At 57.6% G+C, this 20,183-nt stretch carries 14 protein-coding genes; 9 read left to right on the top strand and 5 right to left on the bottom strand.

Annotated features, from left to right (window positions below; all coding sequences use genetic code 11):
- Positions 1-919 precede the first annotated feature (919 nt).
- The 9 genes from K1X75_07755 to K1X75_07715 all read left to right on the top strand — a co-directional run bounded on the left by K1X75_07755 (position 920) and on the right by K1X75_07715 (position 14,113).
- Positions 920-2,932, top strand: coding sequence for a type I restriction-modification system subunit M (locus tag K1X75_07755; GenBank protein ID MBX7057946.1), 2,013 nt, complete (start codon positions 920-922; stop codon positions 2,930-2,932).
- 166 nt (positions 2,933-3,098) lie between these two features.
- Positions 3,099-4,226: a hypothetical protein gene (locus tag K1X75_07750; protein MBX7057945.1), complete on the top strand. Its 1,128-nt coding sequence runs from the start codon at positions 3,099-3,101 to the stop codon at positions 4,224-4,226.
- Complete coding sequence (locus K1X75_07745) at positions 4,223-4,603, top strand: hypothetical protein (GenBank protein ID MBX7057944.1); 381 nt, start codon at positions 4,223-4,225, stop codon at positions 4,601-4,603. Before K1X75_07750 ends, K1X75_07745 begins: the two co-directional genes overlap by 4 nt.
- A gap of 58 nt (positions 4,604-4,661) precedes the next feature.
- Positions 4,662-5,390 carry a DUF4145 domain-containing protein gene (locus K1X75_07740; GenBank protein MBX7057943.1) on the top strand — a complete coding sequence of 243 codons (729 nt, stop codon included), beginning with the start codon at positions 4,662-4,664 and terminating at the stop codon, positions 5,388-5,390.
- 91 nt (positions 5,391-5,481) lie between these two features.
- Positions 5,482-6,294: a TIGR02391 family protein gene (locus tag K1X75_07735; protein MBX7057942.1), complete on the top strand. Its 813-nt coding sequence runs from the start codon at positions 5,482-5,484 to the stop codon at positions 6,292-6,294.
- Positions 6,291-7,613 carry a restriction endonuclease subunit S gene (locus K1X75_07730; protein ID MBX7057941.1) on the top strand — a complete coding sequence of 441 codons (1,323 nt, stop codon included), beginning with the start codon at positions 6,291-6,293 and terminating at the stop codon, positions 7,611-7,613. Before K1X75_07735 ends, K1X75_07730 begins: the two co-directional genes overlap by 4 nt.
- A complete protein-coding gene (locus tag K1X75_07725; protein ID MBX7057940.1) occupies positions 7,613-10,195 on the top strand; it encodes an AAA family ATPase in 2,583 nt (860 codons plus the stop codon). The genes K1X75_07730 and K1X75_07725 overlap by 1 nt, the downstream gene beginning before the upstream one ends.
- A 205-nt stretch (positions 10,196-10,400) precedes the next feature.
- On the top strand, positions 10,401-13,895 hold the full coding sequence (locus K1X75_07720; GenBank protein MBX7057939.1) for a DEAD/DEAH box helicase family protein: 3,495 nt from the start codon (positions 10,401-10,403) through the stop codon (positions 13,893-13,895).
- Positions 13,895-14,113 carry a helix-turn-helix transcriptional regulator gene (locus K1X75_07715; protein MBX7057938.1) on the top strand — a complete coding sequence of 73 codons (219 nt, stop codon included), beginning with the start codon at positions 13,895-13,897 and terminating at the stop codon, positions 14,111-14,113. Before K1X75_07720 ends, K1X75_07715 begins: the two co-directional genes overlap by 1 nt.
- A 104-nt stretch (positions 14,114-14,217) precedes the next feature.
- Here the strand turns inward: K1X75_07715 and K1X75_07710 are convergent, their stop codons facing one another.
- The 5 genes from K1X75_07710 to K1X75_07690 all read right to left on the bottom strand — a co-directional run bounded on the left by K1X75_07710 (position 14,218) and on the right by K1X75_07690 (position 20,183).
- Entirely contained in the window at positions 14,218-15,174 is a 957-nt protein-coding gene (locus K1X75_07710) for an NAD(P)/FAD-dependent oxidoreductase (GenBank protein ID MBX7057937.1), read from the bottom strand.
- Positions 15,175-15,189: 15 nt separating this feature from the next.
- Positions 15,190-16,284: a cyclopropane fatty acyl phospholipid synthase gene (gene cfa, locus K1X75_07705; protein ID MBX7057936.1), complete on the bottom strand. Its 1,095-nt coding sequence runs from the start codon at positions 16,282-16,284 to the stop codon at positions 15,190-15,192.
- Between the two features lie 373 nt (positions 16,285-16,657).
- The gene (gene ftsZ / locus K1X75_07700) at positions 16,658-18,046 is read right to left on the bottom strand and encodes a cell division protein FtsZ (protein ID MBX7057935.1); all 1,389 of its coding nucleotides are present in this window, start codon (positions 18,044-18,046) and stop codon (positions 16,658-16,660) included.
- A gap of 41 nt (positions 18,047-18,087) precedes the next feature.
- Entirely contained in the window at positions 18,088-19,308 is a 1,221-nt protein-coding gene (ftsA, locus tag K1X75_07695) for a cell division protein FtsA (GenBank protein ID MBX7057934.1), read from the bottom strand.
- Positions 19,305-20,183, bottom strand: coding sequence for a cell division protein FtsQ/DivIB (locus K1X75_07690; protein MBX7057933.1), 879 nt, complete (start codon positions 20,181-20,183; stop codon positions 19,305-19,307). The genes ftsA and K1X75_07690 overlap by 4 nt, the downstream gene beginning before the upstream one ends.

The following is a 20,183-nucleotide window of genomic DNA, read 5'->3' as shown; positions in this document are numbered from 1 at the left end:
CACACAACACATCACCCTGGCCTGGGGACGCGACTACGCCGACATTACGCCGCTGAAGGGCGTAATCTTTGGCGGCGGCGAGCACAGCGTCAAGGTCGCTGTTGACGTGACGCGACAGTAGCCGCGGGCAAATCCCGGTTCGAGCGACGGAGGCAAGCGATTGGACATGAGAATCGGCAGCAGCTACGCGAGCACTGGCCTGGAGAAGCCGCTCGCATCACCAGTCGCAGTCGCGGGGGTCTGCGTACTTACATTTACCATGGCGACCGCGATTCGGCGAATCAATCCTCGAAGTTTCAGGCGCCGTTGTGGCCTTACGCGTTGCGCTGCTCCATGAGCGAATCAAATGACCGCAATAGTGCATTCGCGGAGTCCTTTAACAAGACCGTAATGCATAAGAAGAGACGTCCTTCAAATTACTCCGGCCAGGTGGAAACTAATCGCGCCATATCCCTCTTCATTCGCGCTACGACCACCACCGCCCACACTCAAGCCGGAACGGAATAGCTCCTGTTGAATTCGAAACAGTATGTAAAGCTAAATAAACTTGACTTTCCAGATTCATGGTCCCGGACCTACTTAGTTAACGAGCATATACCAGGCGACGACTACCGCTGAAATCAGGTGGAAGTCCATTTAGACGATACGAACGAAGCCAAAGCGGCTGTTGCGGAGCTCAAAAAAAAGCCAGGCAGGCCACGAATATCCCGGATCGAGCGCGCTGGACGAAGGGAGTTGCCGGCTCCGGCCGTTCTACGCGAATGGCCAGCTGCTTCGTTCCCAGCCATTGCTCGCCTTTCGGTTTTCTGATTGACCATCCCGGCCATGCCCCTCTTTTACTCGAGAGTCTCAAAAGAGACCCAAGGATTCATAGCCGAGCGCACACCAAGGCGCCGTGCAAGTGGATCCGGATTTTGAAATGAACAACTTCGGTGAAAAGGTAAGCTTTATTTGGTCGGTTGCGGACCTGATTCGTGGCCCGTATCGCCCCAACCAGTACAAAGACGTGATGCTTCCGCTCACGGTCCTCCGGCGGCTTGATTGCGTTCTTGAGTCGACTAAGGACGCAGTCCTGTCCGCAAAGAAACAGTACGCGGGCAAGGGCGCGGGAGTGGTGGACGCAAAACTGACTCAGGCCGCCGGGCGCCCCTTCTACAACACCAGCAGATTCACCTTTCAGAGGCTCAAGGGCGATCCGAACAACATCGCCGCGAACCTGACGCACTTCATCAATGGCTTCTCCTCTCGCGCCCGTGAGGTCATCGAGCATTTCGGCTTTGAGGAGCACATTGGTCGGCTCGACAAAGCTGACAGGTTGTTTCTCGTCGTTTCGAGATTCTGCGAAATCGATCTGAATCCCCAGCGAGTCTCCAACATCGAAATGGGGTATATATTCGAGGAACTGGTCCGAAAGTTCAATGAGGCTTCGAATGAAGAGGCGGGAGACCACTTCACGCCACGCGAAGTGATTCGCCTCATGGTTGATTTGCTGTTCCTCCCGGACGGGGACTCGCTGACAAGAAAGGGCATTGTCAAGACCCTCTACGATCCTGCCTGCGGCACCGGGGGCATGCTTTCGGTGGCCGAGGACTATGTTCGGGACCTGAATCCGAATGCTCGGATGGAAGTCTTCGGGCAGGATTACAACCCGCAGGCGTATGCGATTTGCGGGTCAGACATGATCATCAAGGGACAGGATATAGCGAATATCGCTTTTGGAGACAGTTTCACAGACGACCACTTTCGTGATCAGAAGTTCGACTATATGCTTGCCAACCCTCCCTTCGGAGTGGAGTGGAAGCCACAAGAGAAGGTAGTTCGTAAGGAACACGAGGAACAAGGGTTCGGCGGACGCTTTGGGGCAGGACTACCGCGAATCAATGATGGTTCGCTTCTGTTTCTGCAGCACATGGTCGCCAAGATGAAGGCGCCGAAAGAGGGTGGAACGCGTTTGGCAATCGTCTTCAATGGGTCGCCCCTCTTTACGGGGGCGGCTGGCAGCGGCGAAAGCGAAATCCGGCGCTGGATCATCGAAAACGACTGGCTTGAAGGCATTGTCGCGCTGCCGGATCAGCTATTTTACAACACCGGGATCTACACCTACCTGTGGATCCTATCCAATCGGAAGGAGCCGCACCGCAAAGGCAAGGTCCAAATGCTCAACGCCACCGGCTTCTTTCGGAAGATGCGCAAGAGCCTTGGCAACAAGCGCAACGAAATGGATGAGGCGCAGCGCGAAGAGATTGCCCGCCTCTACGGCGATTTCTCTTCCCATGAGTACGTTCGCATATTTGATAATGAGGACTTCGGTTCTCGGAGGATTACCGTGGAGCGGCCTTTGCGGCTAAGTTTCTCTGTCACGCCAGAGCGATTGGAGCGCCTCCGAGCTGCCCGGCCCTTTGCGGCTCTCGCCGAATCCAAGAAGCGAAAGGACCCAAAGGCTGCGGAGACGGAAATCGCTGAAGGAGGCCGGCTTCAGACAAAGATTCTGGCTGCGCTCGCGAGTCTGGAATCGCAGCCGACTATGGGGCGCGCGGAGTTCACAACTGCTTTGGAGAAGGCCCTTGATTCCGAAGGGGTCAAGGTCGCTGCGCCAGTCAAGAAAGCGATTCTGGCCGCCATCGGCGAAAGAGATGAAGCGGCGCAGCCCTGCTTGGATTTGAAAGGCAGCCTCGAGCCCGACCCAGATCTGCGGGACTTCGAGAATGTCCCTCTGAAAGAGGACATCCATGAGTACATGCGCGGGGAGGTGCTCCCGCACGTTCCGGACGCCTGGGTGGACGAGTCCAAAACGAAGGTCGGTTACGAAATCAATTTTAACCGCTACTTCTACAAATACGTTCCACCGCGCCCGCTCGCGGAAATAGAAGCTGACCTGAAGGGCATCGAGCGTGAGATTGCGAACATGCTGGAGGAAGTCACTCACGCCTGACGGCCTGATTTTGGAGGGGACATGGCAGAGGACTATGACATCAATTGGAACGGACTCCTCCTCTTGGTGAGTTGGCTTACAGCTTCGTGCAGGCCCAAGGCGATTGCGCTCTTACCCAGGCGTATATCTCCAATGCTTTGTTCGTTGGCTCTCCCCGGAGGGCGCAATGGAAGTTGATCGCTTTCTGATGCCGAAACTCACGGGCAGGCGATTCGAGGGTCATGCGATTCCCCTCGAGTTCCTCAAAGACCTGGCAGTATTCGAGGAGCTAATCCTCGAAGTGGCCAAGGCGAAGTTCTTGGACGACCATCCGGGACGCAAACGGTCCCCCCGCGGTTTTACCGAAGGCATTGAGCTGAAGCTGACAGCCATCGAGGAGGGCAGCGCATTAGCAATCATCAGCCTCAGCGGCGCGGTGGATAGCCTTTTCCCTACCAAGGGGCAGACGTATTTTGAGCACGCCCGCGAGTCTATAGTTGGCGCCATCAGTGCAGCCGAACTGAATGAGCCCGTGACTGCGCATCTGCCCGAAAGGGCCCTCGCCTACTTTGACAGAATCGGTCGGAGCCTGCGTGACGGTGAGGCGATAGAGTTGACTACCCCGCAACGACAGGAGCCAGCAAAGCTGACGAAAGCGTCCCGCCGGCGCCTGATCCTCGCATCGAATGCCGTTAAGGAACTTACAGAGGTGACCAGCGTCCGTGGGCTAGTACCGGCAGCTGACCAAGACAGCATGACATGTGAGGTGCAACTCACCGACGGGCGCAAGATAAAGGCGCCAATCGCAGCCGAACACCTTGAAACAATTCTCGAAGCGTTCAACGGGTACAGAATCGGCTTGCGTGCTCTGTTGCAGGGCATTGGACGCTTTAACAGAAATGAGCGGCTCTTGGGGTTTGAATCACTGGAGGATATTGTCATCCTCGACCCACTCGACATATCGGCACGCCTCGACGAAATGCGGATTCTAAAAAGCGGATGGCTCGAAGGGAGGGGCTCGCCGCCCTCCTCGGAGGGAATGGACTGGCTTTCTCGGACCTTTCCAAGCGAGTATCCCGAGGAATTGCCGCTGCCGCACCTCTATCCGACAGAGGAAGGCAATGTTCGAGCCGAATGGTCACTTGAGTACAACGAGGCTTCCCTGGAAATTGATCTGGCGACCCATGAAGGCGAGTGGCACGTGCTCAACTTGGAGACCGACGAAGAGGATGTCATCAAGTGGAACCTTGATGAATCGGAGAGCTGGAGACAGCTCCGTGATAAGGTCCAGTTGCTGACCGGAGGGAGGGCATGACGGAAGCAACGTTGCTTCTGCGTCAGGTAAACCCGGCCTGGATCCAAGGGGGCCGAATTACGTCGCAGGTATTCAAGCCCACTCCGAAGGACCAGAAACGGCTGTCAGTTTACGACGGCGATCGTATTTCCGCAGAGGATTCATGGAAGCACTACACGCAGTCGGTGGGGTACAGCGCGGTCGGTGTCGTCGCTGTTAGTGTTGGGGAATGTGGGCGCCAGGAGTTGCCTGCAGAGGCTGATCCAGAAGCATTTCCAGAACATGTGACTATAAACTTCGGTGATTTCTCCAATGCCCAAATCGAAAAGAAAGCGAAGTACCTGAAGCAGGCGGCGTTACGCCGCGGATGGCTACATGAAGCGGATTTCGCCCCATAGGCGATACGTTCCTGGCCACGCTGGGACGCCTACTCCCCCGATAGAAGCGCGCTAACTTATGAGCACCATCAAGGAAAGCAAAACCACCGGAACCGAAGCATTCGTTGAATGCCCAACGTGCCACAGTTCCACGCGTCATTCGGTCGAGAGGGCTGTCGACTGGAGCGAGTACTACGAGGAGCCGGGTATCCATGCCTATGCCACGCTCCAGATCCTGCGTTGCAACGGATGCGACACATTTTCATTTCGGTCCATTGAATCGAACTCAGAGGATATTGGCGACGACGTGGACGGTAGGATGGTCTTGCGGGAAAGAGCAGCCCTGTATCCGGAGCGTCCGCAGCGCTCGATCGCAGACGAGCTATACCTGCGGGAAGACGTCTACAATGTGCCAGAGATAATTCAGGCTGTCTACCGCGAAACACTGGCCGCAGCTCAAGGCAATTTTCCCACTCTCGTTGGGATAGGAATTCGAGCGGTGGTCGAGGCCGTATGCAAGGATCTCAAGGTGAAGAAGCGGAATCTTGAGCAGCGAATCGATGAACTGGTTAAGAAGGCTATGCTAACCCCAGATGGCGCCAACATCTTGCATCGTTTGCGTCATCTGGGCAATGAGGCGGCACACGACATGAAACCACCCACGCAGGCACAGATTGGAGCGGCTTTGAAGGTGATTGATCATTTGCTATTGGGGGTCTATGTCCTGCCGAAAGAAGCATCCATCCTCCCCCATGGCAAAAAGGTGGGCAGCGTAGGTCGGAAAGCAAGGACAAAAGGGAGCAAATGAGAGCGAGGGACTTAGATGCGTGCATGGGAGCACCGGTGCTTCTGCGGCACATTTTTCCGGGCATCGCCCAGCGGGGGAACTTATGGGAGCAATGACCGCCGTGCCGCCCTTTCCCGCAGGATCCGTTGAGGCACTGGCGAAGCTTCTCGGCGAGTGTGGTACCGGGACCGACATCGATCGGTTCTTGCGCGATCGGCGCTTGGAAGACCGATCGGGCCAATCGACCAAATGGCGGCGCCTTCACTGGGTCTTCACTGAATACCAGGAGGTTCACAAGAGCGGCAACGGCATAGTGGACTTCATTCAAGCCTTTGTGGCCCCATCGCGCTTCGTTGGTCGGAGTGAGGATTTCGAGCGCCAGCGCCAAGAACTCAACGCAATTCTCGCCTTCTCTGGGTTGGAGTACGGGCGGGACGGAAAATTCAGGGAGTGTCAGCCAGCCAGCACTCTCGATGAGGCCGAGCGCCGGGCCAAAACGATTCAGGCAAAGTTCCGTGGCCGGCGGATCCATGCGGAGGTTTTGAAATACTGTAGGCGCGAACTGCTCGCCGACAACTACTTTCATGCTGTCTTTGAGGCAACGAAAGGCCTGGCGCAACGCATTCGCGATCTTTCTGGTGAACAAGGAGACGGGGCGGCGCTGGTGGATCGTGTTTTTTCCATCGAGCGACCCAAACTGGCTCTCAACACCCTCCGCACGGAAACGGAGCGGTCGGAACACAAGGGTTTTGCCCTCCTCCTGAAGGGTTGCTTTGCCGCGATCCGCAATCCCCGTGCTCACGAACCCAAGATTCTTTGGGAAGGAGAGGACGATGCAGTAGATTGCCTGGCTCTGATTTCTCTGCTTCATCGCCGGTTGGATAGTTGTGCAAGAGTCCCGCAGCCGAGAGGGCCTTCCAAATGACAGCCTTGGTAACAGCGCCACGGAAGGAATCGGGGATCGAGTGGCTGGGGGAGCTACCGAAGGGCTGGGAGGTAAAGAGGTTAAAATACGCCGCTTCCATCAATGATGAGGCCCTCCCGGAGACGACGGACCCCGACTTTGAAATGGTCTACGTCGATATTGGGAGCGTCGACTACGTGGCAGGAATCAGAAAGACAGAAACCTTGACTTTCGAAAACGCTCCGTCGCGGGCCCGCCGGATTGCTCGTAATGGTGATACAATCGTTTCAACCGTGCGCACGTATCTGCGTGCAATTGCCGACATTCGAGGAGCGTCCGAAAACCTGATCGTTTCGACTGGTTTTGCCGTCGTACGTCCGAAACATGTTGACCCAGGTTATCTCGGGTACGCGTTGCGTGAATCCGGCTTTGTAGAAACAGTAGTCGCCCGCTCTGTCGGGGTCAGCTACCCGGCTGTCAACGCCAGCGACGTAGCTTCGATCCCCATCCCTCTCCCCCCACTCCCTCAACAACGCGCCATCGCCTCCTTTCTCGACCGCGAAACGGCCCGCATCGACGCTCTGATAGGGAAAAAGGAGCGGCAGATCGAGCTTCTGCAAGAGAAACGGACGGTGCTCATCAGCCATGCCGTGACGAAGGGGCTCGATCCGAACGCGAAGATGAAGGACTCGGGAATTGAGTGGTTGGGGGAGATGCCGGAGGGGTGGGAGGTGAAACGGTTTTCCCATCTTGCGCGGGTTGTCCGCGGTGCATCACCACGGCCCGCTGGTGACTCCCGTTTTTTCTTTGGTGATCATGTGCCTTGGATTACTGTTGCGGACATAACCAAGGACGAGAGTACACTGCTAACTGATACGGAATCAATGCTTACCGCAGAAGGGATGGAGTACAGCAGATTCATGCCAGCCGGGACCTTGGTGCTGACCAACAGTGGCGCCACCCTTGGCGTTCCCAAAATTCTCGGGCTTGGCGGCTGCGCAAATGACGGCGTCGTTGCTTTCCTGAACATTGACCGGGGCGCGTCCATAGAGTTTCTTTTCTACTACCTCGCGTCCCTTACGAGGACGTTCCGGGAGATGATCAGGCAGGGGTCTGGACAACCGAACCTGAATACTGAAATCGTGAAGGCAACTTGGGTACCCCTTCCGCCGCTCGTTGAGCAAATGAAGATCGTCGCTCACGTGAAAACCGGCGCAAGCCGTGTTCACGCCTTGGGGAGCAAGGTCCGCCAGTCCATCGATCTGCTGCGCGAATACCGGACCGCCGTCATTTCGGCGGCGGTGACGGGGAAGATTGATGTCCGGGAGGAGGTAGCGTAGTGTCTCTTGCCGCGGACATTGTCGAATGGAGTCTCAGCCGCCCGTGGTGGCAGCAGCAAGTGATGACTCGCAGTGCGGCTGGAGAAATCCTGACGGCGGATGAATATGACCACCTGCTGGAGGAAATACTATCGGGATCGTCCTCAAAACATGACACACTCAGCGTGGACGATCTTTCCTGGTCAGATACGAAGACCGAATCTGTGCGGCTCCTATCGGTCACAAATCCGGAGCATGTTAATGCTCTTGCATCGGCAGAGCCTCTGACCTGCGCACCAGAAGGGATAACCATAGTCTACGGTGATAACGGCTGTGGAAAATCCGGCTATGCCCGAATACTCAAACGAATTGCACGAGCACGCCATCAGGAGGAAATCCTTTCCGATGTCTTTCGCGATACGACCGCCGCAAAGCCCAAGGCGTTCGTAAAGGTCTTGATCTCTGACCAGGAGTTGGAGCTGGAATGGCCGGAGCACCATTCGTCCGAAGTGCAGAGAATGCGCTTCTTTGACGCGCACTGTGGGGTAGCGTACATATCCTCAGAATCGGATTTCCCGTACCGCCCGTCCGAACTCTTTGTTGTGGATGGGCTAATTGAAGCGTGCGTGGCCGTCCGGGAACGAATCGATGCCCGCTTACAGCAGAACAGCGTGGCTCGCGAGACCCTGCCTGCCCCCTCTGACGAAGCAGCAGGGAGCCCCCCGGACACCTTCCTCCGCGGAGTTAGCGCAGATACACCTATAGCGGACCTTGATTCCATTATCCAGCGCTTGGACCATGCCGAGGCAACACCCGAATCGCTTCTTGCAGAAGAGAATCGTTTGCGCGCGGGCGACACAACGTCCCAGCGGCAGACAATGCGCCATGCTGATAAGCTTTCCAAGTTGGGGGAGCACTTGGCGCGAATCTCTGCCGCTCTGGGTACGGAACAGATGGCAGCCTTGGCTACGGAGCGCCGGGAAGTCGAATCTCTGGAGGAGTCATCACGCTTGGCCGCCCAGTCCTTTGCGAATGAACCGATTCAGGGTGTGGGTAACTCAGCATGGAGAGAACTCTGGGACTCTGCGCGCAGATTCTCAGAAAGTACCGCGTATCGCGAATTGGCGTTTCCGCACATCGATTCCGGTGCCCGTTGTGTGTTCTGTCAGCAGAATCTGCACGAGGATGCAAGAGACCGTTTGGCCCGTTTCGAATCCTTCGTGCAAGCAGATGTGCAGGTCCGATTGGACGAACGCAGGCGCTCTCTGGGGGAGAAAGAGTCCACAATAGCCCGGTTGGTCGTGCTTCCGGAAAACATTATAGAGATTCTCCGGGATCTCGCGACAATCTATCCGAGGATCGCTTCGGATGCCAAGGACGTGCTTGAGCAATATCAAAGCGTCCAAAAGGAAGTCCAAGGATCCCTTGAGGGCGAACAAGGCCGCAAGCAACCGGACGTTGCTGCTATCACTTCTCGAATCACGGAAGCAGCTTCTGCGGCACGAGAGTCTGCCGAGCGTCTGGCCGATCCTGCACTGTTGAAGGAGGAGATCGCAAAGAAGGCTCGGTTGCGCGCAGAGTTGGAACTCATTCAATCGATCAAGGATTCCCGAGACACGATTACGAGAGAGATCGCCAGACTCAAAGAAAAGAGGTCGCTCGAAGAAGTGAAGACCTCTGCCGCGACTGGCCCGATTACACGCAAGATAGCGGAATGGTCCGAGAACAGCATTACTGAAGTGGTTCGGGATTCCTTCACTCGGGAAACTGAACGGCTCCGTTTGGAGAGGGTGACAATCAGCAAAACGCGCGCTGAACACGCCCGCCTGCTTCATCAACCGAAGCTCGTTGGGACTCGTCAGGACGTCACGGTGCCCAAGATCTTGAGCGAAGGAGAGAAGACCGCTCTGGGATTGGCGGCCTTCTTCACTGAAGTGCAATTGGACGGGTCGCAATCTGCACTCATCATTGATGATCCTGTGAGCTCGCTCGACCACATACGCCGTGAATTAGTAGCTGCACGTATAGCAGACCTGGCGGAGAACCGCCAGGTGATCATTTTTACTCACGACGTTTCCTTCGTCGCGGACCTCAAACGGGAGGCCGGCGGCCGCGGTATTTCAATCGCGGAACGGTCCGTGGTGAGAAGTCGCGCGGGCGAGAAGAAGCCTGGATCTTGCACAAATGAACATCCTTGGAAAGCCAAGGACGTACCGCAGCGGTTCGACGAGTTGGGTCGTATGCTGGCACGAATCAAGAGGGAACAAGAATCTTGGACCGAATCCGAATACGAGAGCGAAGTAGCAATCTGGGCAGGTCATCTATCCGAAACTTGGGAAAGGATCTTCAGCCAAGAGATCGCTGGCGCTCTTGTAACCGAAGGTGGTCTCGAAGTGCGTCCCAATATGGTAAAGGTTCTCGCTCGCTTTACGGAAGATGACGACCGTGAATTTCAGGCGAGTTACAAGCGCGTTTCGCAATGGGCCAAACGGCATGACAAGAGCGCCAAAGTAAACTACGTAGCACCGGACGTCGCGCCCCTTGAGAGCGAGTTAGAATCCGTGAAAGCTTGGTTCGCCCGGATTAGAAAGTATAGGAACTGAAGGTCATGATGTTGGACGCTTTCTTCGAGAATGGACATCGATCAGATCTTGGTTCCCCGAGTGACGGGACGGCGCGCCTTCGCTATGCGCTTGTGGTTAGCATTGAAACGAAGGCAACCGATGTGAATATCTGGACTCCTGTGGGTCAAGAGGTTGGCATTTCATCCGGGGAGCAAGAAGTCCAAGTGTCAACAGGCGCAGTCTAGTGAAGTCGCAGAAACACACAGAATCGGCTTTTGAGTCCGCCATCGAGGAATACCTGACCACCATAGGCGGGTACACCGCAGGCAATCGCGCGGCATTCGATCCTGAGGTCTGTCTGGACCGCGAGGAAGTCGTTTCCTTCATTCAGGCGACGCAACCCAAAGAATGGTCCTACTTACGAGATCTTCAGAAAGACAACGCGGCTACCACGCTACTGGACGACTTGTGCCGCGCGCTGAACTCCGAGCATGAAGGATGTCTTTCCGTGCTTCGTCACGGCTTCAAATGCTTCGGTAAGCTCTTCCGAGTAGCCTACTTTGCTCCGGCCAGCGGTCTCAATCCTGACATTCAAGCCCTCTACGCCGCGAACCGCCTGAGCGTTTTGCGACAGGTGCGGTACTCGCCGCGTCACGGCAACAGCCTCGACCTCCTGTTGCTTCTGAATGGTGTCCCCGTGGTTACTGTCGAACTGAAGAACCCCATGACGGGCCAAACTGGGCGAGACGCCGTCGCGCAGTACACCCACGATCGGGACTCGGGCGACCTGATCTTTCAGTTCAAGAAGCGCTCTCTTGTACATTTCGCGGTTGATACTGAGGAGGTCTACATGTCCACGAAAGTGGGCTCCGGCGCACACTTTCTACCTTTTAACCGGGGGAACGACGGGGGCGCGGGAAATCCAGACAACGCAGCAGGGTGGAAGTCTGCCTACCTCTGGGAGGAAGTCCTGAGTAGGGACTCTCTACTCGAGATCTTGGCCCGATTCATTCATCTTTCAGTCGAGGAGCACAGGATCGGCGGGCGCAAAATCCGGCGCGAGAGCATGATTTTTCCGCGCTACCACCAACTGGAGGTCGTGCGGGCTCTGGTGGCCAACGCGCGCGATACTGGAGCAGGAACGAACTATCTGATCCAGCACTCAGCCGGAAGCGGCAAAAGCAATTCCATCGCTTGGCTTGCTCATAGGTTGGCAACCCTCTATACGTCGAAGGATGACAAGGTTTTCGATTCGGTAGTTGTGGTCACCGACCGCGTCGTTCTCGATCAGCAACTCCAGAACACCATCTATCAATTCGAGCACAGGCAGGGCGTGGTTCAAAAGATCGATGTGGACTCCGCGCAGCTCGGCGATGCCCTCGCCGGTGGAACCCCGATCATCATTACGACTCTACAAAAGTTCCCCTTTGTTGCCGAGCGGGCGGGCACCTTACCGAAGCGGCGCTACGCGGTCATCATCGACGAGGCGCACAGTTCACAGGGCGGCGAAACCGCAACCGAGCTAAAAGGAGTCCTGGGTCGTGCCGCCCTGGAAGAGGAAGTGGCGCGTCGCTCGCGGGAAGAAAGACTGATTGAGCACGAAGAGGAGATTCTGCGCACTATTGCCCGTCGTGGGCGCCAGTCGAACATCAGCTTCTTCGCTTTCACAGCAACTCCGAAGTACAAGACCCTTGAGGTTTTTGGACGGCCAGGAGCAGACGGCAAGCCTGCCCCCTTTCATCTATACAGCATGCGTCAGGCGATTGAAGAGGGCTTCATCCTCGATGTGCTGCGCCACTACACCACATACACTACTTACTACCGCCTGGTGAAATCTATCGAAGACGATCCCTCTGTGGAGAAACGCAAGGCGGCGCAGGCCCTGGCCCGCTTCATGAGCTTGCATCCCCACAATATCGCCCAGAAGACGGAAGTTATGGTAGAGCACTTCCGTCAGCATACGATGCACAAAATTGGGGGAAAGGCCAAGGCCATGGTGGTTACCTCCAGTCGCCTCCACGCTGTCCGGTACAAACACTCGTTTGATCAGTATATCGCGGACAAGTCCTATCACGGCATCAAGACGCTCGTCGCCTTTTCGGGCACCGTCGTGGACCCCGATGTTCCAGAAAAGGAGTACACAGAAGTAGGAATGAATGCGGGCATTCGGGAGAAAGAGCTTCCGGAACGATTTTCTTCCGACGACTATCAAGTCCTTCTCGTTGCCGAGAAGTACCAGACCGGTTTCGACCAGCCCCTGCTCCACACCATGTATGTTGACAAGCGCCTTGGCGGAATCCAGGCAGTGCAGACTCTTTCGCGCCTGAACCGCACTCACATGGGGAAGGAGGATACCTTTGTCCTCGATTTCGTAAACTCTCCCGACGAAATTCTGGCTGCTTTCCAGCCCTACTATGCTCAGACTTTGGTTGGGGAGCAGGCAGAGGCCAAACAGCTCTATGAGCTTCAGGCTCGTCTTTCGGCGCAACAGGTCTTCCACCTGCAAGAGGTCGAAGAGTTTGCGCGGGTCTTCTATAAGCCGAACAACACGCAATCGGCTACCGATCACGCGCGATTGAATGCGTGCATTGACCCTGCCGTTCGTCGATTTCGTGAATTGGACGAGGACAGCCGTCAGAAATTTCGGAAGGACCTCACCGCGTTCCGGAATCTCTACGCGTTTCTATCTCAAGTCATACCGTTTCAGGACACCGACTTGGAGAAGCTGTATTCCTACGTTCGCTTCTTGGTGACCAAGCTGCCATCTGACCGTGGGCCCATCTATACCTTCGATGACGATGTGACCCTCAAATACTATCGACTCCAGAAAATCAGCGAAGGCTCGATCCAGTTGGATCCGAAGAAGCGTTCTCCAATCGATGGCCCCACCGACGTAGGGACGCGCTCCGCTCAAGGTGAGAAGATCCAATTGTCGCGCCTTATTGACATACTGAACGAACGATTTGGCACGGAGTTCAAGCCGGGCGACCAGCTCTTCTTGGATTCAGTCCATGAAGACGCGATTGCCGATCCGGTCATTCGAGAGGCGGCTCTTGCTAACAGTGAGGAAAACTTCGGTTACGTGTTCCTGCGCGCTCTCGACGGACTCTTTATCGACCGTATGGAGCAGAACGAGGATATCACCGGCCGCTTCATGAATGACTCTGCCTTTCGCGATGTTGTTGGCAAGGTGCTGCTCAAGAGCGTCTATGAAAGCATCCGGACCGGTGGCGCCAACGGATCTGCCGAACCGTTTGAGCGTCTCGACTCCCCGGAAGCGGGCGTGGACTCCGTTCCCTTGATGAGCCTGCGGGCGGCGGCCGGAGCCTTCGGACAAAGCCAGTCCATTGAACCGGAGTGCTGGGTCCGACCATATACGAAACACAAGCTGCGTCCAGGAATGTTCGTCGCGCAGGTTGTTGGACAGTCAATGGAGCCACGAATCCCAGACGGCGCATGGTGTCTCTTCCGGAGCCCCGTCGAGGGGAGCCGTCAAGGCCGCATCGTTTTGGTGCAACACCGTGACGTCCACGACCCGGAAACCGGGGGCGCCTACACCGTCAAACGGTACGAAAGCAGGAAGGGGCTGAGTACCGATGAGCAATGGCAGCATGAAGAAATCCGACTGTTACCGGAGAATCCGAACTACGAGCCGATCGTCATCACGAACACGGATGGTGCGGATCTAGCCGTGATCGCGGAATTCGTCGATGTTCTTCGGCGCGAGGAGGCTGCCTGATGGGGAAGACGGTTGCCAGTGATCTCGATACTCTTGAGGCCGAGGTCCGGACTGCCTTGACAGCGGCGCCGGAATCCCTCCTGCAAGTATCCCTCACGACCGGAATCAGCAAGACGCACCTGACCAATTTCAAGAACGGGAAGCGGAACCTTTCATTTCAGAATCTGGACCAGCTTGCGCGGCACTTGGGAGTGCGCTATTCCCTGAGGAACTTCTGAAGCGATGGCCTTTGCATGCGCAAGGCTCCGAATCCTGGGTCTCAATTGAGAATTGCAGGAGCTGCGAGGAAAAAAAAAGCGCGATTGTAGAAGCCCGTCTAGCTCTAGTTGGCCGAACGTCCGCGCCACAGCTCGACGGCGCTGTACTTGCCAAGCCCTTGCCAGCTGTAGGCGCCGCCGCCAATGATGGAATCAGCGGCCCGAAGCCCGCTCTGTACTGCCGGCCCAATGCCCTCGCCCATATCGACCGTAGCGAGGCCAGCGGCATCGCCGGCCAGGTAGGCCTTGTCCGACGACATGACCGAAACCCGGTGGCGCAGATAGTAAGAGTAACCCTTGGGCGTTACGTTGCTGATGTCGATCAGCTTAAGTTGCTGCAGACTCTTTGTCAGAAATTCCCACTGGCGATGGATATCGTCCTGGCCCTTTGCCAGACTGGCCTGCTTGCCGCCAATGCCAATGTTGATATAGCCGCCGCCCTTGGGCACATACCACGAATAGCCAGGCAGCTTGTTTTCAAAAAACCACAGATAGCAGTTGGCGTCGCTGTATTCGAAGGGGAACTCCTTTTCCATGGCCACAATCAAGGCGCCCTTATCGCGCGGGTTCTTGTCCTTGAATAAGATTCGATAGACCGGACAGTTGGTTCCCCCGGCCCCCACCAGATACTCGCAGCGATACTTGTCATCGATTATGTATTTTCCATCGACGCGCTTGATCTCGCGCACGGTGTGTTCCGCCGTGGGCGCGCCGGAGCGTTGCAGCAGCCAGCTGTCAAATTCAAATCGACGAATTGAATACTGGGTGGTGCGAATGGGGACTTTCTTGCCGTAAAAACGAAAGTGCAGTCTGTCCAGCTTGATCATGCCGTGAGGATAGTTGTCTTCGCGCAGTCGCAGGTCGCGCACCGCCTGCGGCGTGATCCAGCCCGCACACAGCTTGGTCCGCGGAAAGACGTCTTTGTCGAGCACCAGACACTCTACCCCGTTCTGACGCAGCCGCCAGGCGCAACTGGAACCGGAGGGCCCGCCGCCAACTATGATGACCTTAGTATCAATCATACTGCGCCCTTCCCTTTAATTCAAACGAGGCGGCATAGCGCGCCCCTCTTTGGTCATCACGATTTGCCAAAGTTGCTGGCTGCGAGCGCGGAAGGCCCCGGCCGATCCCAGCAGATAGAACTCCCACATGCGGTAGAAGCGATCGTCAAAGGACTTCTTGAGCTTGGGCCAGGCCTTGACAAAGTTGCGATGCCAGGCCATCAGCGTTCGGTCATAGTCCGGCCCAAAATTGTGCCAGTCTTCCATCACAAAGCGTCCTTCCATTGCCCGGCCAAGCTGGGCCACCGAAGGCAACATTCCGTTGGGAAAGATATACTTATGAATCCAGGCGTTGGCAATGGTGGTGCTGCGGTTGCCGCCAATGGTGTGAACAAAGGCGATCCCGTCATCCTTCAAGCAGCGCTCTGCGGTTTCCATATAGGTCGCATAGTTGCGGTAGCCAACGTGCTCCATAATGCCGATGGAAACGACGGCATCGTACTGACCCGTGGCCTTGCGATAGTCTTCAAGGTGAATGGTCACCGGCAGTTTGCGGCATTTTTCGCGGGCATAGGCGGCCTGCTCCTTGGCCACCGTATAGCCAGTAACCACAGCGCCGTAGCGTTCGGCAGCGTAGCGTGCAAAGCCGCCCCAGCCGCAGCCAAACTCCAGCACGTGCATGCCCTTCTTGAGCTGAATTTTTTGACAGACCAAATCAAGCTTGGCCAGCTGCGCCTTCTCCAGATCTTTCGCATTGCGCCAGTAGCCGCAGGTGTACTGCATGCGCGAATCAAGCATGGCCGTATAGAGATCGTTGCCCAGATCGTAATGCTGCTCGCCTACTTGAAAGGCGCGCTTGACCTTCTGCAGATTGAAGGCGCGGGACTTGATGATATGCAGACGATTGGACCAGCTGTCCTGAATCTTTTCTTCCAGTCCGGCGCGGGAGGCGCGATCGACGAACTGATCCAGCGCCGCACAGCTCCAGCCGCCTTCCATGTAACTTTCGCCCAGACCGAGCACGCCGTCGGCGATGATGCGCTCATAAAAACTGCGATCTTTGACCTGAATGTCCCAGGGATTCTTGCCGCCGACTTCAATTCCGGCTTTGCCCAGAGCCTCGCGCAGCATGCGCTCCCCGGGAGCTAAGACTGTTTGTGTTTGCATAGTATCCTTGAATCTCAGTCAGCGAGCGCCCGCCGTTCGGGACAGTACCAATGAAGTCCCTGCAAAGCGCCGGATCGTCCAAACTTCAACGCAAAGCCGGCCATTCAATCCCTTTTCCGACCGGCCCGTCAGACGACGCTATGTCAGCGGACAGCGAGTCCGCAGCCCGCAATGAAATCGAGGTCCAGGTTACCTGGATTTTCGGCTCCAATACTGACACTCTGTAACTGATGGGGGGCCCGGCGGCTTGATCGCTGAGCACAGGAGGGCGCCAGCTGGAGCGCAGGGCGCGCGGCGGACGCCCTTGCCGCACGCCAGCAACCTCCGCCGCGCCTGCTTACTTGCGCCGACGCAAGAAGGCCGGCGTCTCCAGATCGTTGGGATCGAAGGATTGCGTTTGCGGCGGCGCTTTGCGTTCTGGGGCCGGACGCTGACGCGGCGGCAACTCGCCGGCCGCCATTGGTTCGGCCAGCGCCTCGTCGCCCAGGTCGTAGTTCAAATCATCGTCATAGCGCGAGTCCCCGCCGCGCTCGATGTTGACGGGCGCCGGACGCGCGCCGCGTGCGCTCTGCGTCGGGCGCTGTTCCGAATAATCGCGAGCCATAGGCTCATGCATTTCCTCGCCGGGAGCATACGATCTGCGAATGCTTACCGTTGGCCCCTGGTGAGCGGGAGCGGCGGGCGCCGGGACTGGCGTTTCGTACTCGCTCCACGCGGCGCGGCGACCTTCGCCGGCGGCGCGAGCTATGCGCTTTTCTTCCGCAGCCCGGCGACGAAAACCGGTGGCCAGCACAGTCACGCGAATTCGCTCGCGCAAGGCTGGATCGACGGTCAGGCCAATGATGATGTTGGCGCGCGGATCGGCATGGCGGGTGATCAGTTCGGATACGTCCTTCCACTCCGTAATGCTCATGTCCTCGCCGCCGCAGACGTTGATCAACAGCGCATTGGCTCCCTCGATGCTGAGTTCTTCCAGCAAGGCATTGTGGATGGCCTGATTGACGGCATCGGCGACGCGATTTTCGCCGCCGCCTTCGCCAGCGCCCATGATAGCGTCGCCGGTCTCGCCCATGATGGCGCGCACATCAGCAAAGTCGACATTCACCAGACCGGCGGTGTTGATCAGATCGGAGATGCCCTTGACGGCGTTCATCAGAATTTCGTCGATCATTCGGAAGGCAACGTCTACCGCCGTCGACCGATCAATAATCTTGAAGATGGAATCGTTGCGGATGGTGATCAGCGTATCCACCTTCTCGCGCAAAGCTTCCAGTCCGCGGCGCGCCGCCTCCTGACGCTTGCCGCCTTCCATGGTGAAAGGCAGCGTCACCACGCCGACGGTCAGCGCCTTCATTTCGCGCGCCACCTCAGCCACGATCGGCGCCGCGCCGGTGCCGGTGCCGCCGCCCATGCCGGCGGTGATGAAGACCATATCGGCGCCCTTCAACGCTTGAATCAGACGGTCGCGGTCCTCCAGCGCCGCCTTCAGGCCAATATCCGGATCGCCGCCGGCGCCCATCCCGCGCGTTGTTTTCTGACCGATACCGATGCGCGTTTCGCACAGCGACTTGCGCAACACCTGTTCATCGGTATTGACGGCAATGAATTCCACGCCCTGCACCCCGGCATGGATCATCCGATTGACGGCGTTCATGCCGGCGCCGCCCACGCCGACCACCTTGATTACGGTGGGCGCACTGCGATCTTCTTCATCCAGATGTAACATGATATTCGCCTTCCTGCCGCTGCACTTGGATTCAGTACTACTTATAGATTTTCGGAGAGCCAGCTGCGGATGCGCGTCACAATTCCGCCAGCTCGCTGCCTGGCCTCGCTGCGCGTGGAGGGCGTCATGCGGCTGGCATAATAGAGCATGCCTACGGCCGTGGAAAATTCGGGGCTGGCCACGCGATCGGCAAAGCCCAGGGTATTGCGCGGCGCACGCACGCTGCAGCTGAGGTTGAGCACATCCTCGGCAAGTTCCTCCACGCCCTCCAGCAGCGAACCGCCGCCGGTCAGAATCACGCCGCCGGCCAGCGCCCGACGCTGTCCGGAGCGATCCAGTTCCTCGCCAACCATCTCCAGAATTTCGCGCATGCGCGGCTCGATGATCATCGCCGCTTGCTGCCGCAAGGCATGGCGCGCCGGCCGGCCGCTGGCGCCGGGCAGCTCAATGCGCTCCGTCGGATCGACAATCGAAGCCAGTGCGGCGCCGCAGGTGCGTTTGATGAGCTCCGCCGCTTCCAGCGGCAGCTTCAACCCGATGGAGAGATCCTGACTGACATGCAGACTGCCGAGCGGCGCCACCGCCGAATAACAAACGCCGCCGTCAACATACAGCACAATGTCCGTCGTACCGCCGCCCAGGTCGACAATGGCGACGCCCAGATCGCGCTCTTCCTGGGAGAGCGTCGCTTCGGCGCTGGCCAGCGAATTCATGACCACGGCAAGGCATTCCAGACCGGCGGCGTGCACCGCCTTCTGCAAATTGGCCAGAGCCGATGAACTGGCCGTAACGATATGAACGTCCGCTTCCAGTCGCGCTCCGCTCATGCCCACCGGATCGCGCACGCCATCCTGGTAATCGACGGTAAACTGCCGCGAAAGGACATGGATGATTTCCTGGTCAGCGGGGATGCGCACCTGCTGCGCGCCTTCGATCACACGGAAGACATCGCCCTCGGTAATGACATGATCGCGCGCCGCCACAGCGGCCACGCCGCGCGAGTTTTCGCCGCGCAGATGACGTCCGGTGATATTGATCACCGCCTCTTCCACCACCTGCCCGCTCATCAGCTCCGCTTCGCGAACGGCCTCGCCAATGCACTGTACTGCCGATTCGATGTTGACGATGGCGCCGGCGCGAACGCCGCGCGAGGGCGTGGAACCCACGCCAAGAATCTCCACAGCGTCCTCGCCCTGCATACGACCGATCAGGGCGTGGCAGAGGCTGGAGCCGATATCAATACAACAAAGCGTTTCGTTCATGGTCCCGCCGAAATAACGGCGTCGGCGCCGCGAAGATCGATGGCCCCCTGCTGGAGACCGCGACGTTCCAGGTAGGAGACCGCCGCATAGAGTTTGCCCAGGGTAAGCGCATCGCCAAAGGTCGCTGGCAATTCCACGCGTACTCGCGACCGGGAAAGGTAAAGCGCCGCGCCGCCCTCTGGCCGCAGACGAATTTCGGAGATACGACGGGCCAGATCCGGATAAGCGCTGCGCACGGCGCTTAAGTCAGCCAGCAGTTGCTTCAATTGTGGATCATCGAAGCGCTCGCCCTGGCGACGGAATGGTCCGCTGAGCAGCGGAGCGTCGGGGCAACGCAGGCGATTTTCGGCCAGGATGACGCCCTCTGGATCGATCTCGAATATCAGCGCATCTTCGCTGCCCGGCTTGACCAGCGCCGCACACTGGCGTTCATGCACAACAATCGCCAGGTCCTCGCCGCGACGTTCGATGCGAACATCAAGCAGCGCCGGATGCAAGCGCAAGCGAGCCTCGGCGGCAGCAATCGTTTGATCATCGATGGGCGCGCCGCTGCGCAGCGTTGAAAGGGCCAGGATTTCCGTAGAACTGAATCGGCCGGCCCCCTCCACAACAATGGAGCGCACTGCGCGCGATTGCAGTTCGCCACGCCACAGAAGAAAAATGCCAAGGGCGATGATCAGTGCGGCCAGCAGCGCCAGTACGATCCAGAGCAACTGATCGCGGGGCATGGTCGCAAGGCGCCAACGCGGCGCTTGCGCCGGCGCTGCCACTGGCAAAATCTCCGGCTGCTGCGCTGAAAGATCCGCGCCAGGCGCTTCTGCTGCGTCTATGCCTCCGGCCGCGATTTGGCCCTGCTCTGGCCAGGAGAGCTTCAT

The sequence above is a fragment of the Leptospirales bacterium genome (genome assembly GCA_019694655.1).
Taxonomy (GTDB): domain Bacteria; phylum Spirochaetota; class Leptospiria; order Leptospirales; family Leptonemataceae; genus SSF53.
This window is presented reverse-complemented; position numbering and strand designations above follow the sequence as displayed.

What these genes read in the sequence shown, in the direction of transcription:
- K1X75_07755 (MBX7057946.1), top strand. Translation starts at nt 920, where the DNA reads ATGAACAACTTCGGTGAAAAGGTAAGCTTTATTTGGTCGGTTGCGGAC.
- K1X75_07750 (MBX7057945.1), top strand. Translation starts at nt 3,099, where the DNA reads ATGGAAGTTGATCGCTTTCTGATGCCGAAACTCACGGGCAGGCGATTC.
- K1X75_07745 (MBX7057944.1), top strand. Translation starts at nt 4,223, where the DNA reads ATGACGGAAGCAACGTTGCTTCTGCGTCAGGTAAACCCGGCCTGGATC.
- K1X75_07740 (MBX7057943.1), top strand. Translation starts at nt 4,662, where the DNA reads ATGAGCACCATCAAGGAAAGCAAAACCACCGGAACCGAAGCATTCGTT.
- K1X75_07735 (MBX7057942.1), top strand. Translation starts at nt 5,482, where the DNA reads ATGACCGCCGTGCCGCCCTTTCCCGCAGGATCCGTTGAGGCACTGGCG.
- K1X75_07730 (MBX7057941.1), top strand. Translation starts at nt 6,291, where the DNA reads ATGACAGCCTTGGTAACAGCGCCACGGAAGGAATCGGGGATCGAGTGG.
- K1X75_07715 (MBX7057938.1), top strand. Translation starts at nt 13,895, where the DNA reads ATGGGGAAGACGGTTGCCAGTGATCTCGATACTCTTGAGGCCGAGGTC.
- K1X75_07710 (MBX7057937.1), bottom strand. Translation starts at nt 15,174, where the DNA reads ATGATTGATACTAAGGTCATCATAGTTGGCGGCGGGCCCTCCGGTTCC.
- cfa (MBX7057936.1), bottom strand. Translation starts at nt 16,284, where the DNA reads ATGCTGCGCGAGGCTCTGGGCAAAGCCGGAATTGAAGTCGGCGGCAAG.
- ftsZ (MBX7057935.1), bottom strand. Translation starts at nt 18,046, where the DNA reads ATGTTACATCTGGATGAAGAAGATCGCAGTGCGCCCACCGTAATCAAG.
- ftsA (MBX7057934.1), bottom strand. Translation starts at nt 19,308, where the DNA reads ATGAACGAAACGCTTTGTTGTATTGATATCGGCTCCAGCCTCTGCCAC.
- K1X75_07690 (MBX7057933.1), bottom strand. Translation starts at nt 20,183, where the DNA reads ATGAAGCTCTCCTGGCCAGAGCAGGGCCAAATCGCGGCCGGAGGCATA.